Raw genomic sequence first — 16125 nt, 5'->3', positions numbered from 1 at the left:
CGCCGAGTCGGCACATCTTGTGCCGGGTCAGGGCGGGGAGCGGTCAGGGCTGGTCGGTGACGTCGACGGCGGCCGCGCCGCGGGAGGCGACGGTGGTGTCGGTAACTCCGTCGACGCTGATCGGCAGGTCGAGCGGCGCCTCGACGTGCACGACGACAGCCCGGTCGCGGACGGTGACCCGGTAGCGCAGGCCCGGGTAGTCGACGTAGGCACCGATCCGGGCGAGGTAGTCGTGCACGGCCGCCCGCGCCGCGTCGGCGTCGAGGGGCGCGCGCCCACCCGCGAGTCCACCCTCGTAGACGGCAGTGCCGCGGACCTCGTCGGCGCCGGCCAGCGCAGCCCCGTCGGCGAGGTTGTCGAGGCCCTGGCGGTGGAGGTACGCCGACGACGCATCCACCACGACCCCGACCATGAGCAGCAGCAGCACCGCGAAGCCGACGATCAGCACGCTGACCTGGCCGGGCTCGGTCGCGGGTCGGCGCATCAGCGCTCCTCGACGTAGCTGCCGTAGGGAACCCGGTGCGTCGAGTCCACCCGGAAGCTCGGTGCGCCCCCGCCGAGGGCGGACGGCGCAAGCGGCAGGTCGACCTGGGTACGGACCACGACCGTGATCACCGACCCGGGCGACAGACAGCTGCGCGGGAGGGGCGTGCAGGAGATGTCGAGGTCGAAGTCGTCGTCGACGCCCTGGTCGGCCAGCGCGACCCGGGCCGCCGAGCGGGCCTGCGCCCGTCCTTCGGCGTCGGACCCGGCGAGGGCGTAGGCACGTGCCGCCGAGCGGGAGGCGGCGCTCACCCCGAACGCCCCACGCTGCACGTCGAAGACCGAGATCAGCACGTAGACCAGCGGCACCATCAGCAGGATCGCCAGCCAGGTCACCTCGATCAGCGCGCTGCCGGCCTCACCGCCCCCGCCAGCGACGGCTTGGCGACGGACCGTGGTCACGGCTGCTCCTCGGCCGCGTGCCCGCGGGCTTCGAGGTGGATGCCCGGCCCCCACAGCCCGAGTGGCGGCACGTCGGCACGCACCGTGACCTCGACCGCGGGGACGCCGTCGATGCGGGTCGGGGACGCATCGACGGCGCCGGCGAACCGGGCCGCCAGGGCACCGGAGACCTGGCGTCGGGTGTACGCCGCACCGTCGGCCGGGCTGCGGTCGGCGGTCGCGGCGTGCCGGGCCCCCTCGGACGCCGCGGCGGTCAGGGTGTTGCGGACGTGCAGCACGAGTGCGAGCTGCAGGATCCCGAGCACCAGCGGCAGCAGCACGACGAGGACCAGCACGAAGTCGACGACCGCCGAGCCGCGCTGGTCGCATCGGCGTCCGGCCGCGCGAGGCCCGGCCGCGCGCGCCTCAGCCGCGGACCTGGGCCAGCGCATCGGCCAGCATCGCCCGCAGCTGCGGACCCGCGAACTGCCACAGCCCGCCGACCAGGCCGGCCGTCATCACCGTGATCAGCACCCAGCCGGGCACGTCCCCGCGCTCGTCGCGCCGCCGGGTGCCCGACGGATCGAGCGGCGGCGCCGCGAGGGCGACGTACGCCCGCAGCAGCCTCGCGTAGATGTCCATCCCGAGATCCCTTCTGTCGAAGCTCTACCTGGTGGCCAGGTGGAGGCCGATGACCCCCGGCCAGAACGCGAACACGACGGTCACCGGCAGGACCAGGAACACCACCGGGACCATCATCAGCACCTCCTTGCGGGCACCCGCCTCGATCAGCTCGCGGCGCCCGGCCTCGCGGACGTCGGCGGCCTGCGCGTGCAGCACGTCGGCCAGGGGCGTGCCCCGCTCGACCGACACCGCGATGCCCTCGGCGAACCGGGCGACCAGCGGCAGGCCCGTGCGGGCGGCGAGGCCGTCGAAGGCCCGGGCGACGGGTGCCCCGGTGCGGATCTCGGCCAGCACCCGCTCGAGGTCGGCGGACAGGGCGCCGTGGGAGCGGCGTACGACGCGGGTCAGCGCCGCGACCGGACTCTCGCCCGCGGCCACCGCGAGGGCGATCAGCTCGGCGACGACGGGGAACTCCAGCAGGATCAGCCGCTCCCGCTCGCGGACCGTCGCGGTCAGCCGGTTGTCGGACAGGAGCACGCCACCGGCGAACGCGGCACCGCAGAAGACGACCAGCGCGAGCGTGCCTCCGGGCCTGGTCAGGGTCTCGAGGAGAGCGAGCGTGGCCGCCGCGCAGAAGGCGACCACGCCCCAGACCACCTGGCGCACCCGGAACTCGTGCACCGTCATCTCCAGCCCGGCGCGCTCGAGCCGTCGACGCACGGACGCCGACCCGCCGAGGACCCGCTCGACGCCGTGGGCCGCGGCGCGCAGGAAGGGCCCGAACACTCCCCGGGTCGCGCTGGTCTCGACGCCGGCCGCGGCCGGCCGCCCAGGCTGCGGCAGGTCGCGGACGTACGGCAGCACCCGCATCGCCAGGTCGGCGCGCCGCAGCGAGCGGGCCCACAGGAACGTGAGCACCAGCCCGGCACCGGCCAGGCCGCCGAGGAACGCGCCCCACGCCTGGAGCGTCATGCGAGGATCCGCCGTTCGGTCGGCAGCCGGCCGAGCCGCAGCATCAGCCGGTAGGCCACCACGCAGGCGACCGCCCCGCCGACGAGGACCACGACGCCGCCGGGCGAGGAGTACCGCTGGATGACCTCGGGCTGGAAGCAGAGCAGGAACAGCACGATCCACGGCGCGGCGACCGCGAGCCGGGCACCGTTGACCGTCCACGCCTGGCGGGACTCGAGCTCGGAGCGGGTGCGCAGGTCGTCGCGGAGGTAGCCGGAGAGGTTGCGCAGCAGCCGTCCGAGGTCGCCGCCGCCGACCTCGCGCGCGATCCGCAGGCCCTCCACGACGCGGTCGCCGACGGGATCCGCGAGCGTCGCCTTGAGCCGGTCGAGCGCGTCGCCGAACCGCCCCGACGCGTGGTAGTCCAGCGCGAACGACCGGAACGCCGGTCGCAGCGGCTCCGGCCCGCGGCTGCCGAGCCCCGCCAGCGCCTCGGGCAGGGACAGCCCGGCCCGGACCGCGCTCGCGAGGTTGTCGACCGCCTCCGGCCAGACCTCGGCGAGCTCGCGCTGCCGCCGGCGGGCCCGCCCGGCCACCATCCCGAGCGGGAGGTACGACGCGAGCACGCCGAAGGCGACCGCGACCGGCGCCGTGCGGGACACGACCTGGATGGCCAGCGCCGCGACCACCCCCAGCACCGCGCTCAGCACGAGCAGGCCGCGGACCGACACCCCGTGCAGCCCGGCCGCGTCGAGGGTCCGCCGTAGCCGGCCGGGGCCGCGCGGTGCGACCGGTGTCCGCGGCAGCGCGAACGCCGACCAGATCAGCACCAGGCCGAGGCCGAACGCGAGCCCGAGCAGCACCCCCATGTCAGCCCAGCACCTGCCGCAGGTCGATCCCGATGCGGGTGAAGCTCTCGGCCCGTGGCGGCAGCCCGCCACGGTGCACGAGGTCGCCGCCGTCGCGGCCGAACAGGGTCTCGGTCTCGATGACGTCGTTCTCCACCCGCCCGGGCACGGCGACGATCTCGTTGACCCGGCGTACGCCGTGGTGGTCGATGCCGAGGTGGACGACCAGGTCCACGCTGGCGGCGACCGTCGGCACCACGAACCGCGCGCCGATGTTGTCACCGGCGAGCAGCGGCAGCGTGCACATCTTCACCAGCGCCTCGCGCGCGCTGTTGGCGTGGAGCGTGCACATGCCCGGCAGGCCGGCGTTGAGGGCGAGCAGCAGGTCGAGGCACTCCTCGGCCCGGACCTCGCCGACGATGATCCGGCTCGGGCGCATCCGCAGGCTCTCCTTGACGAGGTCGCGCAGCGCGATCCTGCCGGTGCCCTCGAGCCCGGCCTGACGGGTCTGCATCGGCACCCAGTCCGGGTGGTGGAAGCGCAGCTCGTAGACCTCTTCGGCGGACACCACCCGCTCGCTGCCGGGGATGGCCGAGGCCAGGCAGTTGAGCAGCGTGGTCTTCCCGGCCTGGGTCCCACCCGCGACCAGCACGTTGAGGCCGGCCCGCACGGAGGCCTCGAGGAAGCGCGCCGCCTGCGGGGTGAGCGTGCCCAGGTCGACGAGGTCATGCAGGCGGCTGGCGCGGAGCGTGAACTTGCGGATGTTGACCGCGGTGAAGCCGCGGGAGATGCCCTCGAGGACCACGTGCAGCCGATGTCCCTCGGGCAGCATCGCGTCGACGAACGGCTGGCTGACGTCGATCCGGCGGCCGCTGGACTTCAGCATCCGCTCGACCAGCTCCTGCACCTGCGCGGTGGTCAGCACCGTGGTGGTCAGCTCGTGGCGGCCGTGCCGGGCCACGAAGACCTGGCTGGGGTCGTTGATCCACACCTCCTCCACCGACGGGTCGTCGAGGTAGGGCTGCAGCGGGCCGAAGCCGGAGACCCGGGCGACCAGCTCGCCGACCATTGCCTGCGGGTCGGGGACCGGGGCCACCTGCCCGGTGAGGCTGCGCTCGTCGTGGGCGGTGACCACCTGCTCGGCGATGCGGCGTACGGCGGTCACCTCGGCCTGCGGGTCCACCCCGTCACGGCGCACGGTTTCCCGGACGCGCGCGTCGAGGCGGTCGAGGAGCGCTGCGTGCGCGTCGGCGTACGCCAAGGTCATCAGGTCCCCCGTCCCGAGATACGGCTGCTGCCCGGTTCCTGCCCCTGAGTTCTAACCCGAGGGTTCCGCGGTTGGCAACGGTCCGGGCGCAAGCCTGTGGACGGTGCGCGACGGGTGGGGCGGGAGTGCCCGGTGGGGCACCGGGTGTCCCCTACTCCACGGCCCGCCCCTGACTGCTCCAGATCTCGCGGTAGATGCTGTCCCCGGAGTCGGCGTCCTCGTCGGCCTCCGGTGGCCGCTCGTCGGCGCTGCCCCGGGCCCGCGGGAGGGCGACCGCGCCCGGGCCGGGGTCCGCCCGGCCGTCGAGCCTCGGCACCTCACCGAGCCGGTCGACCTGCTCGGTGAGCGCGTCGAGCACCGACCGCAGCTGGACCTGGGCGACCCTCGCGAAGGTCCGGACGTACTCCACCTCCGGCACCGGCGTGGTGTAGCCGACCGGCGGCACCTCGTGGGCCTCCCCCTCGACGACCTGCGGGGCACCGGTGCGCCGGGCCACCTGCGTGGCGGTGTCGTGAGCCCGCTGCAGGATGTCCCGCTGCTGGTGGCGGGCGGACATCATCAGGTCGCGCGCGTGCACGACGGCTTCCTCGACCAGCTGGTCCGCGACCTGCTGCGCCTGGCTGAACAGGGCCACGGCCTGCGGGCTGATCTCGTTCGACGAACGCTCGGCCTCGTCGCGGAGCCGATGGTTCTCGTGGCGCAGGCGCTCGACCTCGGCCTGCAAGCCGTCGACCTGCGAGCGCAGGGACTCGCTCTCGACGTCTGTCCGCGCCACCTGGTCGGCCAGGACGTCGAGATAGTCGCGGACCTCGGCCTCGTCGAGGCCGCGCACCCGGTGGGTGAACTCCTCGGTGCGAATGAGGACGGGGGTCTGATGGGGTGTCTGGTTCTGCTGCTGACTCATGCGTCATCACCTGCACTGGGATCGTCGTCCGTGTCACCGGCACCGACGTGGTGAAAGTTCTCGTAGCGGATGTCGTCCGCGGGGACGCCGGCCGCACCGAGCTCGGCGACCGTGTGGGAGACCATCTCGGGACCGCCGCAGACCCTCGCCTGCCAGCCCTCCCAGCCGCCGTGCTGCGCGGCCACGGAGCCGACCAGCCCCCGGGCGCCGTGGAACGAGCTGTCGTCGGAGACGACCTCGGTGTACGCGAACCAGTCCCGGTGACGTGCCAGCTCGGTGAGCCGCTTCCGGTCGTAGAGGTTCCACGGGACCCGGGCGCCGTGGAAGAGGTGGACGCGCGGTCCGGACCCGTGCTCCCGCCACTCCCGGTCCACCTGCTCGACGAGCGAGCGCAGCGGGGCCAGTCCGGTGCCTCCGGCGACCAGGTGGAGGTCGCGCGGGTCCCTGGGTGTCCTCGTGAGCTGGTCGCCGACGGGTGCACCCATCTTCACCACGTCGCCGCTCCCGAGCCGGCGCACCAGCGTGCCGCTCAGCTGTCCGCCGTCGACCACCTGCACGTGCAGCTCGAGCGTGCCGTCCTCCCGCGGCGCGTTGGCCGGGCTGAAGTAGCGCCAGAGGCGCGGCCTCTGGGGGATCTCCATCGCGAACGACTGCCCGGGCGCGTAGTCGAACTTCTCCGTCGGTCGCAGCTGCACCACGGCGACGTCCATCGTCCGTCGTTCGACGGAGACGACCTCCGCGTCCCACCACGCCGGGGAGGTGTCGGAGGACTCCTCCGCGGCCTCGACCATGGTGCGCGCGATGACGCCGTACGCCGTGGCCCAGTCGGCCGCGAGCTCCTCGGTCCACGCGGCACCGAGGAAGTGCTTCAGCGTGGCGAGCAGCGACGCGCCGACCGCGTTGTAGTGCTCCGGGACCACCGAGAACTTCCGGTGGTCCCGGCCGAGCTGCTGCAGTACGCCGACGACCTGGTCGAGCTGGTCGACGCTGCTCACGACCCGTCCCAGGGCGGCGACGAGCTTGTCGCGCTGCGCCGCCATCGACACCGGGAACATGTCCCGGAGCTCGGGGTGCGACAGGAACAGGTGGGAGTAGAAGTGGAGCGGCACCTCGTCACCGGACTTGGCGACCTGCTCCCAGCTGTGCTTCAGGGCAGCCGTGTCCACGCCGGGGCTCAGCCGGCCGGGCTGGTCACGACGTCCCGCTCTGTGGACGCCAGTGCCTCGCCGACCCGCTCGATGACGGCCGGCGGCACTCCCGCCTCCACCAGCGCCTGGACGAGCAACGAGACCACCTTGAGGTAGTCGACCCGCGTGATGTCGAGCCCGGCATGGGCCTCGCGGAGGTCGCGCCCGTCGTAGCTCGCCGGACCGCCGAGGACCTGCGAGATGAGCAGGACCTGGTGGCGCTTGAGCGACGTCAGGTCGGCGCCCTCGAAGAAGCCGACCAGCTGGTCGTCGGCGAGGATCAGCTCGTAGAAGCGGTCGACGACCGCCTTGACGGCGGGACCGCCACCGATCTTCTCGTAGTCGGAGGCAGCGCTGGAAAATGATGCTGCGGACAAGGTGTTCCCTCCCAAGAATTGTTCCGTCCCCCGCGGCACGATCACCGTTCCTACCAATGAAGGCGCCCGGCTTCAAGGGCACCGGGCGAAATGAATGGCGGGGCCGGGAACCGGGAACGTGTGTGACGTGCGCTACGACCGCACGGGCTCGACTTGCTCCGGCCCCGACGGTTTGGTCCACTTTCACGGTCCGCTTGTGCGCGCTCACGAGGAAGGGGGCCGCGTGGCGGCTTCGGAACTGCTCAGTGCCCCGGCCGCCGACCCGGCGCCCGGGCGCGCTCCCGACCCCGCTCCGGCGATCGAGCACACCTACCGGGCCAACCTCGACGGCCTGCGCAGCATCGCGGTCTACCTCGTGCTGCTGTTCCACACCGGCCTGCCCTGGGCCGAGGGCGGGTTCATCGGCGTCGACCTGTTCTTCGTGCTCTCGGGCTTCCTCGTCTCCACGGTGCTGCTGGACGAGATCGAGCAGACCGGCCGGCTCCGGGTGGGCCGCTTCTACGCCCGCCGCGTACGCCGCCTCCTCCCGGCCGCGGTCGTGGTCGTGGTCGCCACCGCGGCGACGTTCACGGTCATCTGGTCCGTGGTCCGCCGGCTCGAGATCGTCGGCGACGCCCAGAGCGCCCTGCTCTACTACGCCAACTGGCACTTCCTCGCCGCTTCCGGCGACTACTTCGCGGCCGACACCGACAAGAGCCCCTACCTGCACTTCTGGTCGCTGGCCATCGAGGAGCAGTACTACGTCGTCTTCCCGGTCCTGCTGCTCCTGCTCAGCCGCTTCGGCCGCCGGTTCATGCTGTGGTCGCTTCTCGGCCTCATGGGTCTGTCCCTGGCCGCACAGCTCTACTGGGCCCAGGTCGACACCACGCACGCCTACTACGGCACCGACGCCCGGCTCTACCAGCTGCTCGCCGGCGCCGCCCTGGCGGTCGCGATGCGACGCGGCCTGGGCGGCGCGCTCACCCACCGGTCCAGCACGGTCATCGGCACGGTCGGCCTGGCCGGTCTGCTGGTGCTCGGCAGCGGGCTGGTCGGCATGGCCGCCTCCTGGCGCGGCATCGGCGCGACCGTGGTCGCCGGCCTGCTGATCGGCGGCCTCGTCCTGGCGCCCCGGCAGCCCGTCTCGCGAGCGCTGTCGCGCCCGGTGCCGGTGTTCCTCGGCCGGATCTCCTACGGCACCTACCTCTGGCATTGGCCGGTGATCATCGCCCTGACCACACTGCTCGACACCAGCCCGTGGGCGATCGCGGGCTTCGCGCTCGCGCTGAGCACCGGCCTGGCAGCGCTGTCCTACCAGGTCGTGGAGATGCCGATCCGCAAGGCTCCGTCGCTCAACCGGTTCGGCTGGGCCACCGCCGTCGTCGGCGTCAGCGCCAGCGCCGTGCTCGCGGTCTCGGTGGTGCCGAACATCCTCGAGAACGACCGCAGGCCCCAGCTCTCCGAGACCACCTACTCGCCCGCCGGCAGCACGACCGGCGACGGCGCCGGCGGGGACGAGCCGGTGCCGTCGGGCATCGACTGGGAGGCGGCCGCGGCGGACCGCGGCGAGTCCCACACCTGCGCCGCGGACCGGCCCGACGACTGCATCGTCGAACGGGGCAGCGGACCGCACGTGCTGTTCATCGGGGACAGCCAGGCGATGTCGTTCGTGCCCCTGTTCCGGCGGATGGCGAGCGAGCACGACTTCACGCTGTCGCTCAACGTCACGGCCGGCTGCCCGTGGCAGGAGGGGCTGGCCAACGACAACCAGGCCGACAACGGCGCCCGCACCTGCGAGTCGGCACGCGTCGGCTGGTACGACCGAGCCCTGCCGGAGCTGGACCCGGACATCGTGGTGCTGCTCGACCGGCCGCGCGACGACGAGAAGGACTGGGGCACGCTGATCAAGCGCCGCGACGGCAAGGACCAGCCGCTCGACCGGGCGGTCTACGAGACCACCCAGGAGACGCTCGGCAAGGTGAGCGAGGTCGCGGACAAGACCGTCGTGGTCCAGCGGCTGGTGATGCCCGAGGACTTCAACCCGCTCGACTGCCTCGCGAGCAGCTCGACGATCGGACAGTGCGCGGTCGCCGTACCCAACACCCCCTCGAGCAGCGACGGCTTCTACGCCGCCGCGGCGGCCCAGTCCGACGACATCGTGACCGTCAACCTCAACGACGTCTTCTGCGCCACCGCCCCGGTCTGCCAGCCCATGGACGGCGACCAGGTGGTGTGGCGCGACGACCACCACTACACCGCGTCGTACGTCGAGGCGCGCAGCGCGGGCGTCTGGAAGGCGTTCCAGGACGCCGGGGTGTTCACCGGCAAGGGCTGACCCAGCCGGTCTCAGCCCTGTCCGGCCAGCTCCCGGGCGTCCTGCTTGGCCTCGAGCCCCTGCTCCACGTCGTCGTACGACGGTCGCGGCGCGGGCGGCGGCGGGGTCTCCACGCGGAGCGCGGCCCGGACCTCCTCGTAGCCGGTGTCGCGGCGCTCCCGCGGCTCGCGCCGCAGGCAGTCGTGGAGCTGGCAGCCGGCCCAGTTCGCCTCGGTCGGCGCGGTCTGCTCCATCGCCTGCCGGAACCCCTCGTACGTCGGGTGGTCGGCGAGGACCTGCCGCAGCTGCTTGCGCGCCCGCCGGATCTGCCAGGCGTTGTAGCGCCCGAGGTCGCGGTAGGCGAAGAACGTCGAGGTGTCGAAGAACTGGTTCAGCGTCGAGGCGCGGGGGAAGTCCTGACGGACCTCGCGGTGCGCGAGCAGCTGGGTCGGCATGTCCCGGGTCAGCGCCGGCTTGGCGTACCAGAGCACCCCCGTGTGGTCCCTGGTGTGCACCAGCCCGAGCGTCACCGACCGGGCGGCGTACGGCGGCCCGCCGCCGGCGTCGCGGGAGGCGCGGAGCGCGTCGAGGTCGATGTTGACGTCCACGTCGCACTCGAGCTTGGCCAGGTCGACCGCCTGGGCCAGCGCGCGCACCCGGTCCGCCGGGCCCTGGTCGGCGTCGATGCAGACGATCTCCTGGTAGTCGGAGAGCCGCAGCAGCTCGACCAGCCCGGTGTTCTCCCAGTGCCCGCCGTCGGTCACGTAGAGGAACGCGTCGGTCGGGTCGTGGATCCCGAAGAACTCCTTGAACAGGTAGCCCAGCCGGGCCTTCGGGAACGAGCGGCCGTCGCCCCACCTCACCTCGTCGACGTACCGCGGGTTCGGCAGCCACACGCCGAGCCGCACGTTGGCGAACGTGAGCAGCATGCTGGTCGGGCCGATCCGGAACCGGCCCATCGCCGGGGACACGGCTGCGCCCGAGACCGCCACCGCGAACATGGTCGTGAGCCGGCCCCGGGGCTTCCACCACTTGGAGTCGTAGGCGGCGTGCATGGCCTCGGTGGTGCACTCCAGAGTGGTGAAGGCGTCGCGCCCGTCCTCGGGCACGAACACCCGCACCTTCTCCGGCGAGAAGGTCACGCTGAGCGCCGGGATGCCGTAGTGGGTGCGCACCGCGCGGGTGGTGGTGGTGCTGGCCGCGCAGATCGTCAGCGGTGTGCTCAGGTCGGGCTGTCCCTCCCGGCCGGGCGAGACCCGGGCGGCGTACGACTTGAGCGCGGGTTCGCGGTAGCGATGGTGGTCGAAGTCCTGGTCGGAGTCGTTGACCATGCAGGTCGCGTGGTCCTCGCTGGTGCGGTACGTCGCGTAGGCCATGCGCAGCCGGCCGCGGTAGAACGCCGACAACGACCAGCTCTCGGGCGAGACCGCGAACCAGGTGGCGACCAGGAAGCCGACCAGCAGCAGCCAGGAGACCAGCGGGGTGCTGAGCTGCGGGTGCAGGCTGACCACCCGTTCGAGGTCGGGCGCCTGCGCGAAGGCGACCCGGGTCCACAGCGCGACCACGATGACCAGCATCGCCAGGAACGCGACGCCGCCGATCTTGTTGGCGAAGCGGGCGGCCGGCTTGACCAGGAGCCGGGCCTGGGCGCCCAGGGCGGCGGCCGCGGCGACGACGGCGCTGAGCAGCCCCTGACCGCTGGTCGGCAGGTGCCCGGAGAGCCAGGGCAGCGCGACGAACGCGGTGAGGAAGAACAGCCCGAGGCCGAGCCCGAGCCGGCTGCCGCCCTCGAGCGCGCCGAGCAGGGCCCGTGACTTCCGCAGCCGCGGGACCTTGCTGACCAGCACCCAGGACAGGGTCAGCACCAGGCCCAGGCCCAGCCAGATCAGGCCGGGCTGGACGATGTTCTGCCGCCCGACCAGGGTGCGCAGGGCCCGGCTCGGGTCGACGATGTTGGGCACCTCGAGCCACTGCATCAGCCAGCCGTACGGCAGGATCAGCACGCCCAGTGCGGCCCACAGCACGATCACGTTGGCGAGCAGCCCGGCGAGCAGCGTGGCCACGGCGCTGGCCCGGTGGTAGCCGGCGCGGGTGTTGCCCGACGGCGTGCGTTCCTCGCCGAAGAGGTCCTGGGTGGTGTGCCCACGGGGCTCGCGGGCGGTGAGGTAACCGAGGTTGCTGAGCAGGTGCCGCTCCTCGGGGCTGAGCACGCCCGACCCGCTGCGCCGCCAGGCGTCCGGCTCGGCGTCGGGCCGGTGCCGCCCGGGGGGCCGGTTCCGCGCGACCTGGAACGCGCCGGCCATGTAGGCGCCGCCGGAGACCGCCGTCACGTGGCTGGCCCGGTCCCAGCCGAGGTCGCCGCCGTCGTACTCGAGGTCCTGGAGCGCGCCCAACGAGATCGACGCGGAGCGGACGCCGCCGCCGGACAGGGCGATCCCGAGCGGCGAGCGTTCTCGCCGGCCACCGTGGTCGTGACCCTGGAGGGACGCCGAGTCGTCCTGCTCCGGCACCTCCGAGCGGGCGATCGCGGCGCGCAGCCACCGTGGGGTCGAGACGTACGACGCGATCCCGCCGAGGACCACCACGACCACCACGAACAGGGCCAGGATCTTCGCCCAGTTGGCGGCGGCGATCACCGGCCACACCAGGTCGTCGAGCCGGCCGGCGACCGGTCGGTCCTGGAACTGCCAGCGCATGAGCGTGGTCTCGAGCAGGTCGAGTGCGGCCGCGCCGACGACGGCACCGAGGCACGCGTGCCGGGCAGTGCTGCGCATGAACCGGAGCCGGTAGCCGCGGCAGGCGAGGTCGGCCCAAGCGCCGAGCAGCAGCGTGTAGCCGACCACCAGCAGCAGGTCCCACCAGTAGGCGCCCAGCACGTCGGTGGCCACGATGTCGTTGTCGGGGACGTGGTCGGCGTCGCCGATCAGCTGGAGCTGGGCGAGGCTGACCGTGCCCGAGTCCAGGTCGGAGCGGGTGGCCGCGTAGAGGACGAGCGCGCCCCCCGCGACCACTCCCGCGAACCGGATCGCGACCTGGCTGCGTGTCAGCTGGGCGCCTGCGCCCGAATCTCCAGAGGCCATGAGGCGCTCCCTCGCAGTGCTCTCGGTCTCCATCGTGCTCGTCGCTCGACTCGCTGGACAATGACGAGTTCGGGGCTTGCGGCTCTCCGAACGGGTGGTGTCCGTTCGTGACGCGACGGGCTGGTGGGGTCAGCCGGCCGGCCGCAGCCAGGCCGTCCAGCGCTCGATCGCGACGTAGCCCAGCCGCTCGTACGTCGGGCGCCCGTCGTCGCTGGCCACCAGCACCGCGGGCAGCGCCGGGTCGGCGAGCGTGGCCGCCCGGGTGACCGCGGCGCCCGCTCCCCGGCCACGGGCCGACGGCAGCGCGGCGACGTACTCCACGAGGGTCGCGCCGTGCGCGGTGTGCGCGCAGGCGACCGAGGCGGGCTCGCCGTCGACGTACCCGAGCCACACCCGGGTGGCGCCGTCGAGCAGGCCGGGCCGCAGGATGCTGCCCGGCGCGGTGCCGGGCATCGGGTAGCCCTCGACCAGCACCCGCTCGGCCACCGCCAGGCGCTCCGCGTCGGCCACCTCGACCACCTCGACACCGTCCGGGGCGGCGACCGGGCTGCCCTGCTCGTCGGGCCGGGGGAACCGGGCCATCAGCGGCGGGTGCCCGATCAGCACCAGGCCGTGGGCGGCGTAGTCGGGTTCGAGCCACGGGCTGAGCAGGAAGTACGCCGACTCCGGCGGGACCAGCGCGCCGACCTCCGCCACCAGGTCCGCGGCGTCGGCGGCGGCCACCGGCCGGGTGAGCACGACCGGGTTGGAGAGCTCACCGGTGCTGCCGATCAGGGCCCCGGCCCAGCCGTCGGTGCGCCGGTGCGGTGCGCCGAGCGCACGGGCCACCGCGACCGGCCAGGACGCGTGCACCAGCACCGCCCGACGTACCAGCGAGTCGTCCTCCGGTGCGTCCGGCTCCCAGCCGTTGGTGAGGTGCTCCCCCTCCGCGGGGACGACGGACTCGCTCATGGCCCCATCGTGGCCCCGCCGGCGGCCGGCGCGACAGGCCCGGCCGGGTCAGCCTCTCAGGGCGCGATCTCGGCGAACTTCGGACGCCCCAGCTCCGGGTCCTCGAGGAGCCGCTTGCCGTCCGTGGTGTTGCGGGAGATCGTGACCAGCAGTTTGCCGGAGGTCAGCGGGACCTCGGGATGCGCGAGCGGGGCGTACTGCAGATCCCCGGTGTCGAACCCGGCCGGGGCCGACAGCGCCTTGCGCGGCGTCCACGGTCCCCACGGCTGGGGTGCGGTCCAGGTGTAGACGAAGTCGCCGAGGTCGCCGTCGCGCTTGGACACCGCGACGTACGTCCCGTCCAGCACGTCGACCGAGAGGGTCTGGGAGACGCCGCCGGCCGCGGGCAGCACAGCGACCGCGCGGCGATGGTCCTTCTGCCAGCCGCCGGCGGACCGGAACTCCCAGCCGGAGCGGTCCGCGGGGTTCGCGACGGGTGTCCGGGCGACGTACAGCTCGCGCCCGAAGACGCCCTGCTGGCCGGTGAGCCTGGTGCCGAAGACGTAGATCCACCCGCCGTGCACGACGGCCGCAGCCCCCCAGTTGACCTGGTCGGGGTCCGTCGAGTCCGGGGTCAGGTCGAAGACCTTCTCCACCTGGGGCACCCCGCCGTCCTCGACCCGGAAGACCGCTGCCGTGGTGCCGAGGAAGGTGAAGTCCATGGTGCCTCCGGAGCCCCGACGGGTGCGCGAGCACAGCACCGCGATCACGTCGTGGTCGCCGTGGCGAGCAACGGCGACCGACATCGGCCAGCGGACCGTGTCCCGGTCGGCGTCCGGCACGACCGGTCCGTGCGCGTCGTCCACGAGCTGGGCGACGCACCGGCCGGAGGACACCAGCATGGAGTTGCCGACGATCCCGGGGACGACGCCCTTCTTGCGGACGGTGTCTCCGAACAGCCAGACGAGCCGGCCGTCGTGCAGGCGGGCACTGGCCCCGATGTCCGCGGCCTGCCAGTAGCGCAGGTCGAGGGACTCCCCGAGCTGGTTGAGCTGGGCGGCCGACACGGAGCGACGCCCGGGCGGCGGGGTCGGGCAGTCGGGCTCGAGCCGGAAGACCGGCGCGGCCGGGGGCTCGGCCGGCTCCGGCAGGTGGTCGCTGCACCCGGCCAGTCCCGCCGGGAGCAGGACCACGGCAGCGACCACGCGGAGGCGAGCCCGCCCCACCAGTCTCGACCGGCCCGCGATCCGGTGTGTCCTCCAGAGCGCGCCGATCACTCCACGACTCAGCTCTCGTCGGGCGGCGGTTCGGTGTCCGACGCCGGCCGGTCGTGCTCGCGTCCCGCCCGGCGGGCGGCGTCCCGGATCTCGAACAGCTCGGTGCCCAGGCTGCCGGCCGCCTTGGCGACGTCCCCGACCGCCCGGGTGATGATCGTGGCGATCTCCTCGACGGCGTGGATGCCGGCGCCGAGGGCGTCCTGGACGGCGTCCTTGCGGATCTCGCCCCGGGAGATGTGGTCGCGGTCGTCGGTGCTCATCGTGCCCATCCTCAGGCAGCCGCGGGCTCGCCCACAACCTCCGGTCCGTCGTACGACGGCGTGCGGGTGGGCAGCGCGAGCCGCAGGATCTTGCGCGCGACGCTGCCGAGCTGCTTGCGCAGCGGCCCGGTGTTGTAGGCCAGGCCGTAGCGCTCGCAGATCTCGCGGACCTCGGGAGCGATCTCCGGGTAGCGCCGGGCCGGCAGGTCCGGGAAGAGGTGGTGCTCGATCTGGTGGCTGAGGTTGCCGGTCATGACGTGGAACAGCCGGCTGCCGGTGATGTTGGCCGAGCCGAGCAGCTGGCGGAGGTACCACTGGCCGCGGGTCTCGTCCTCGGTCTCCTCCCGGCTGAACGTCGCGACCCCGCTCGGGAAGTGGCCGCAGAAGATGATGTTGAACGCCCAGACGTTGCGGACCAGGTTGGCCGTGGCGTTCCCGATCAGCGTCGGCACGAAGAACGGGCCGGTCACCGCCGGGAACAGCAGGTAGTCCTTGAGCGTCTGGTTGCGGACCTTGCGGAGCATCCCGCGGTGCAGGTGCTTCGTCTCGGCCCAGGTCTTCTCGCCGGCCGCGATCCGCTCGACCTCGAGGTCGTGGAGCAGCACGCCCCACTCGAAGAACACCATCAGCAGGAAGGCGTAGACCGGGTTCCCGAGGTAGTAGGGCCGCCACTGCTGGTCCTCGTCCATGCGGAGGATGCCGTAGCCGATGTCGCGGTCCTTGCCGAGGATGTTGGTGAAGGTGTGGTGGATGTAGTTGTGGGAGTACTTCCACTGCTCGCTCGGGCAGACCGTGTCCCACTCGTACATCCGCGAGTTCAGGCCGGGGTCGCCCATCCAGTCGTACTGCCCGTGCATGACGTTGTGGCCGATCTCCATGTTGTCGAAGATCTTGGAGAGGCTCAGCGCGGCGACCGCGGCCGGCCAGGCCGGCGGCAGGTAGAACAGCGCGCGGCCGGCGATCTCGAGCTGCCGCTGCCGCTTGACGACGGTGCGGATGTACGCCGCGTCCGCCTCGCCGAGGTCGGCGACGAGCCGCTGCCGCAGTGCGTCCATCTCCTCCCCGAACTCCTCGATCTGCTCCGGGGTCAGGTGGTCGAAGGTGCTGGTGCTCATCATGCGGTCCTTCCGTCGGGATAGTCCCAAACGAAATGGCTGCCGATCCGGCCAGATCGCGACCGTTTCGTTGGGGAGTATCGGGAAA

General features: G+C 72.9%; 16 protein-coding genes. 1 reads left to right on the top strand and 15 read right to left on the bottom strand.

Features of this window, described 5'->3' with window-relative positions:
- Positions 1 to 43: 43 nt before the first annotated feature.
- The 10 genes from EKO23_RS21405 to EKO23_RS21360 form a co-directional block, all read right to left on the bottom strand.
- The gene (locus EKO23_RS21405; protein WP_246051224.1) at positions 44 to 484 is read right to left on the bottom strand and encodes a pilus assembly protein TadG-related protein; all 441 of its coding nucleotides are present in this window, start codon (positions 482 to 484) and stop codon (positions 44 to 46) included.
- A complete protein-coding gene (locus EKO23_RS21400) occupies positions 484 to 945 on the bottom strand; it encodes a hypothetical protein (protein WP_134720514.1) in 462 nt (153 codons plus the stop codon). The genes EKO23_RS21405 and EKO23_RS21400 overlap by 1 nt, the downstream gene beginning before the upstream one ends.
- Entirely contained in the window at positions 942 to 1376 is a 435-nt protein-coding gene (locus EKO23_RS21395) for a TadE/TadG family type IV pilus assembly protein (RefSeq protein WP_134720513.1), read from the bottom strand. The genes EKO23_RS21400 and EKO23_RS21395 overlap by 4 nt, the downstream gene beginning before the upstream one ends.
- Positions 1351 to 1566 (bottom strand): hypothetical protein, encoded by a 216-nt coding sequence (locus EKO23_RS21390; protein ID WP_246051223.1) that lies wholly within the window; start codon positions 1564 to 1566, stop codon positions 1351 to 1353. Before EKO23_RS21390 ends, EKO23_RS21395 begins: the two co-directional genes overlap by 26 nt.
- Before the next feature lie 24 nt (positions 1567 to 1590).
- Positions 1591 to 2520: a type II secretion system F family protein gene (locus EKO23_RS21385; RefSeq protein WP_134720512.1), complete on the bottom strand. Its 930-nt coding sequence runs from the start codon at positions 2518 to 2520 to the stop codon at positions 1591 to 1593.
- Complete coding sequence (locus EKO23_RS21380) at positions 2517 to 3368, bottom strand: type II secretion system F family protein (RefSeq protein WP_134720511.1); 852 nt, start codon at positions 3366 to 3368, stop codon at positions 2517 to 2519. The genes EKO23_RS21385 and EKO23_RS21380 overlap by 4 nt, the downstream gene beginning before the upstream one ends.
- A gap of 1 nt (position 3369) precedes the next feature.
- On the bottom strand, positions 3370 to 4614 hold the full coding sequence (locus EKO23_RS21375; RefSeq protein WP_134720510.1) for a TadA family conjugal transfer-associated ATPase: 1245 nt from the start codon (positions 4612 to 4614) through the stop codon (positions 3370 to 3372).
- Between the two features lie 151 nt (positions 4615 to 4765).
- Positions 4766 to 5518: a DivIVA domain-containing protein gene (locus tag EKO23_RS21370; protein ID WP_134720509.1), complete on the bottom strand. Its 753-nt coding sequence runs from the start codon at positions 5516 to 5518 to the stop codon at positions 4766 to 4768.
- A complete protein-coding gene (locus EKO23_RS21365; protein ID WP_134720508.1) occupies positions 5515 to 6684 on the bottom strand; it encodes a globin domain-containing protein in 1170 nt (389 codons plus the stop codon). The genes EKO23_RS21370 and EKO23_RS21365 overlap by 4 nt, the downstream gene beginning before the upstream one ends.
- Positions 6685 to 6692: 8 nt before the next feature.
- Entirely contained in the window at positions 6693 to 7082 is a 390-nt protein-coding gene (locus EKO23_RS21360) for a group I truncated hemoglobin (protein WP_167880588.1), read from the bottom strand.
- Between the two features lie 223 nt (positions 7083 to 7305).
- Between EKO23_RS21360 and EKO23_RS21355 the strand changes: the two genes are divergently transcribed.
- The gene (locus EKO23_RS21355; protein ID WP_167880587.1) at positions 7306 to 9396 is read left to right on the top strand and encodes an acyltransferase family protein; all 2091 of its coding nucleotides are present in this window, start codon (positions 7306 to 7308) and stop codon (positions 9394 to 9396) included.
- An 11-nt stretch (positions 9397 to 9407) separates the two neighbouring features.
- On the opposite strand, the gene EKO23_RS21350 is transcribed toward EKO23_RS21355, so the two are convergent.
- The 5 genes from EKO23_RS21350 to EKO23_RS21330 form a co-directional block, all read right to left on the bottom strand.
- Positions 9408 to 12455: a patatin-like phospholipase family protein gene (locus EKO23_RS21350; protein ID WP_134720505.1), complete on the bottom strand. Its 3048-nt coding sequence runs from the start codon at positions 12453 to 12455 to the stop codon at positions 9408 to 9410.
- Between the two features lie 129 nt (positions 12456 to 12584).
- Complete coding sequence (locus EKO23_RS21345) at positions 12585 to 13406, bottom strand: GNAT family protein (protein ID WP_134720504.1); 822 nt, start codon at positions 13404 to 13406, stop codon at positions 12585 to 12587.
- 56 nt (positions 13407 to 13462) lie between these two features.
- Positions 13463 to 14611, bottom strand: coding sequence for a DUF4185 domain-containing protein (locus EKO23_RS21340; RefSeq protein ID WP_134720503.1), 1149 nt, complete (start codon positions 14609 to 14611; stop codon positions 13463 to 13465).
- Between the two features lie 59 nt (positions 14612 to 14670).
- Positions 14671 to 14922: a hypothetical protein gene (locus EKO23_RS21335; RefSeq protein WP_134720502.1), complete on the bottom strand. Its 252-nt coding sequence runs from the start codon at positions 14920 to 14922 to the stop codon at positions 14671 to 14673.
- Between the two features lie 11 nt (positions 14923 to 14933).
- The gene (locus tag EKO23_RS21330; RefSeq protein ID WP_246051222.1) at positions 14934 to 16037 is read right to left on the bottom strand and encodes a fatty acid desaturase family protein; all 1104 of its coding nucleotides are present in this window, start codon (positions 16035 to 16037) and stop codon (positions 14934 to 14936) included.
- Positions 16038 to 16125: the final 88 nt, after the last annotated feature.

It is taken from the genome of Nocardioides guangzhouensis (assembly GCF_004519545.1).
In the GTDB taxonomy this organism is placed as follows: Bacteria; Actinomycetota; Actinomycetes; order Propionibacteriales; family Nocardioidaceae; genus Nocardioides; species Nocardioides guangzhouensis.
Note: the sequence above shows the minus strand (reverse complement) of the source record. Positions and strands in the feature narration are given on the sequence as shown.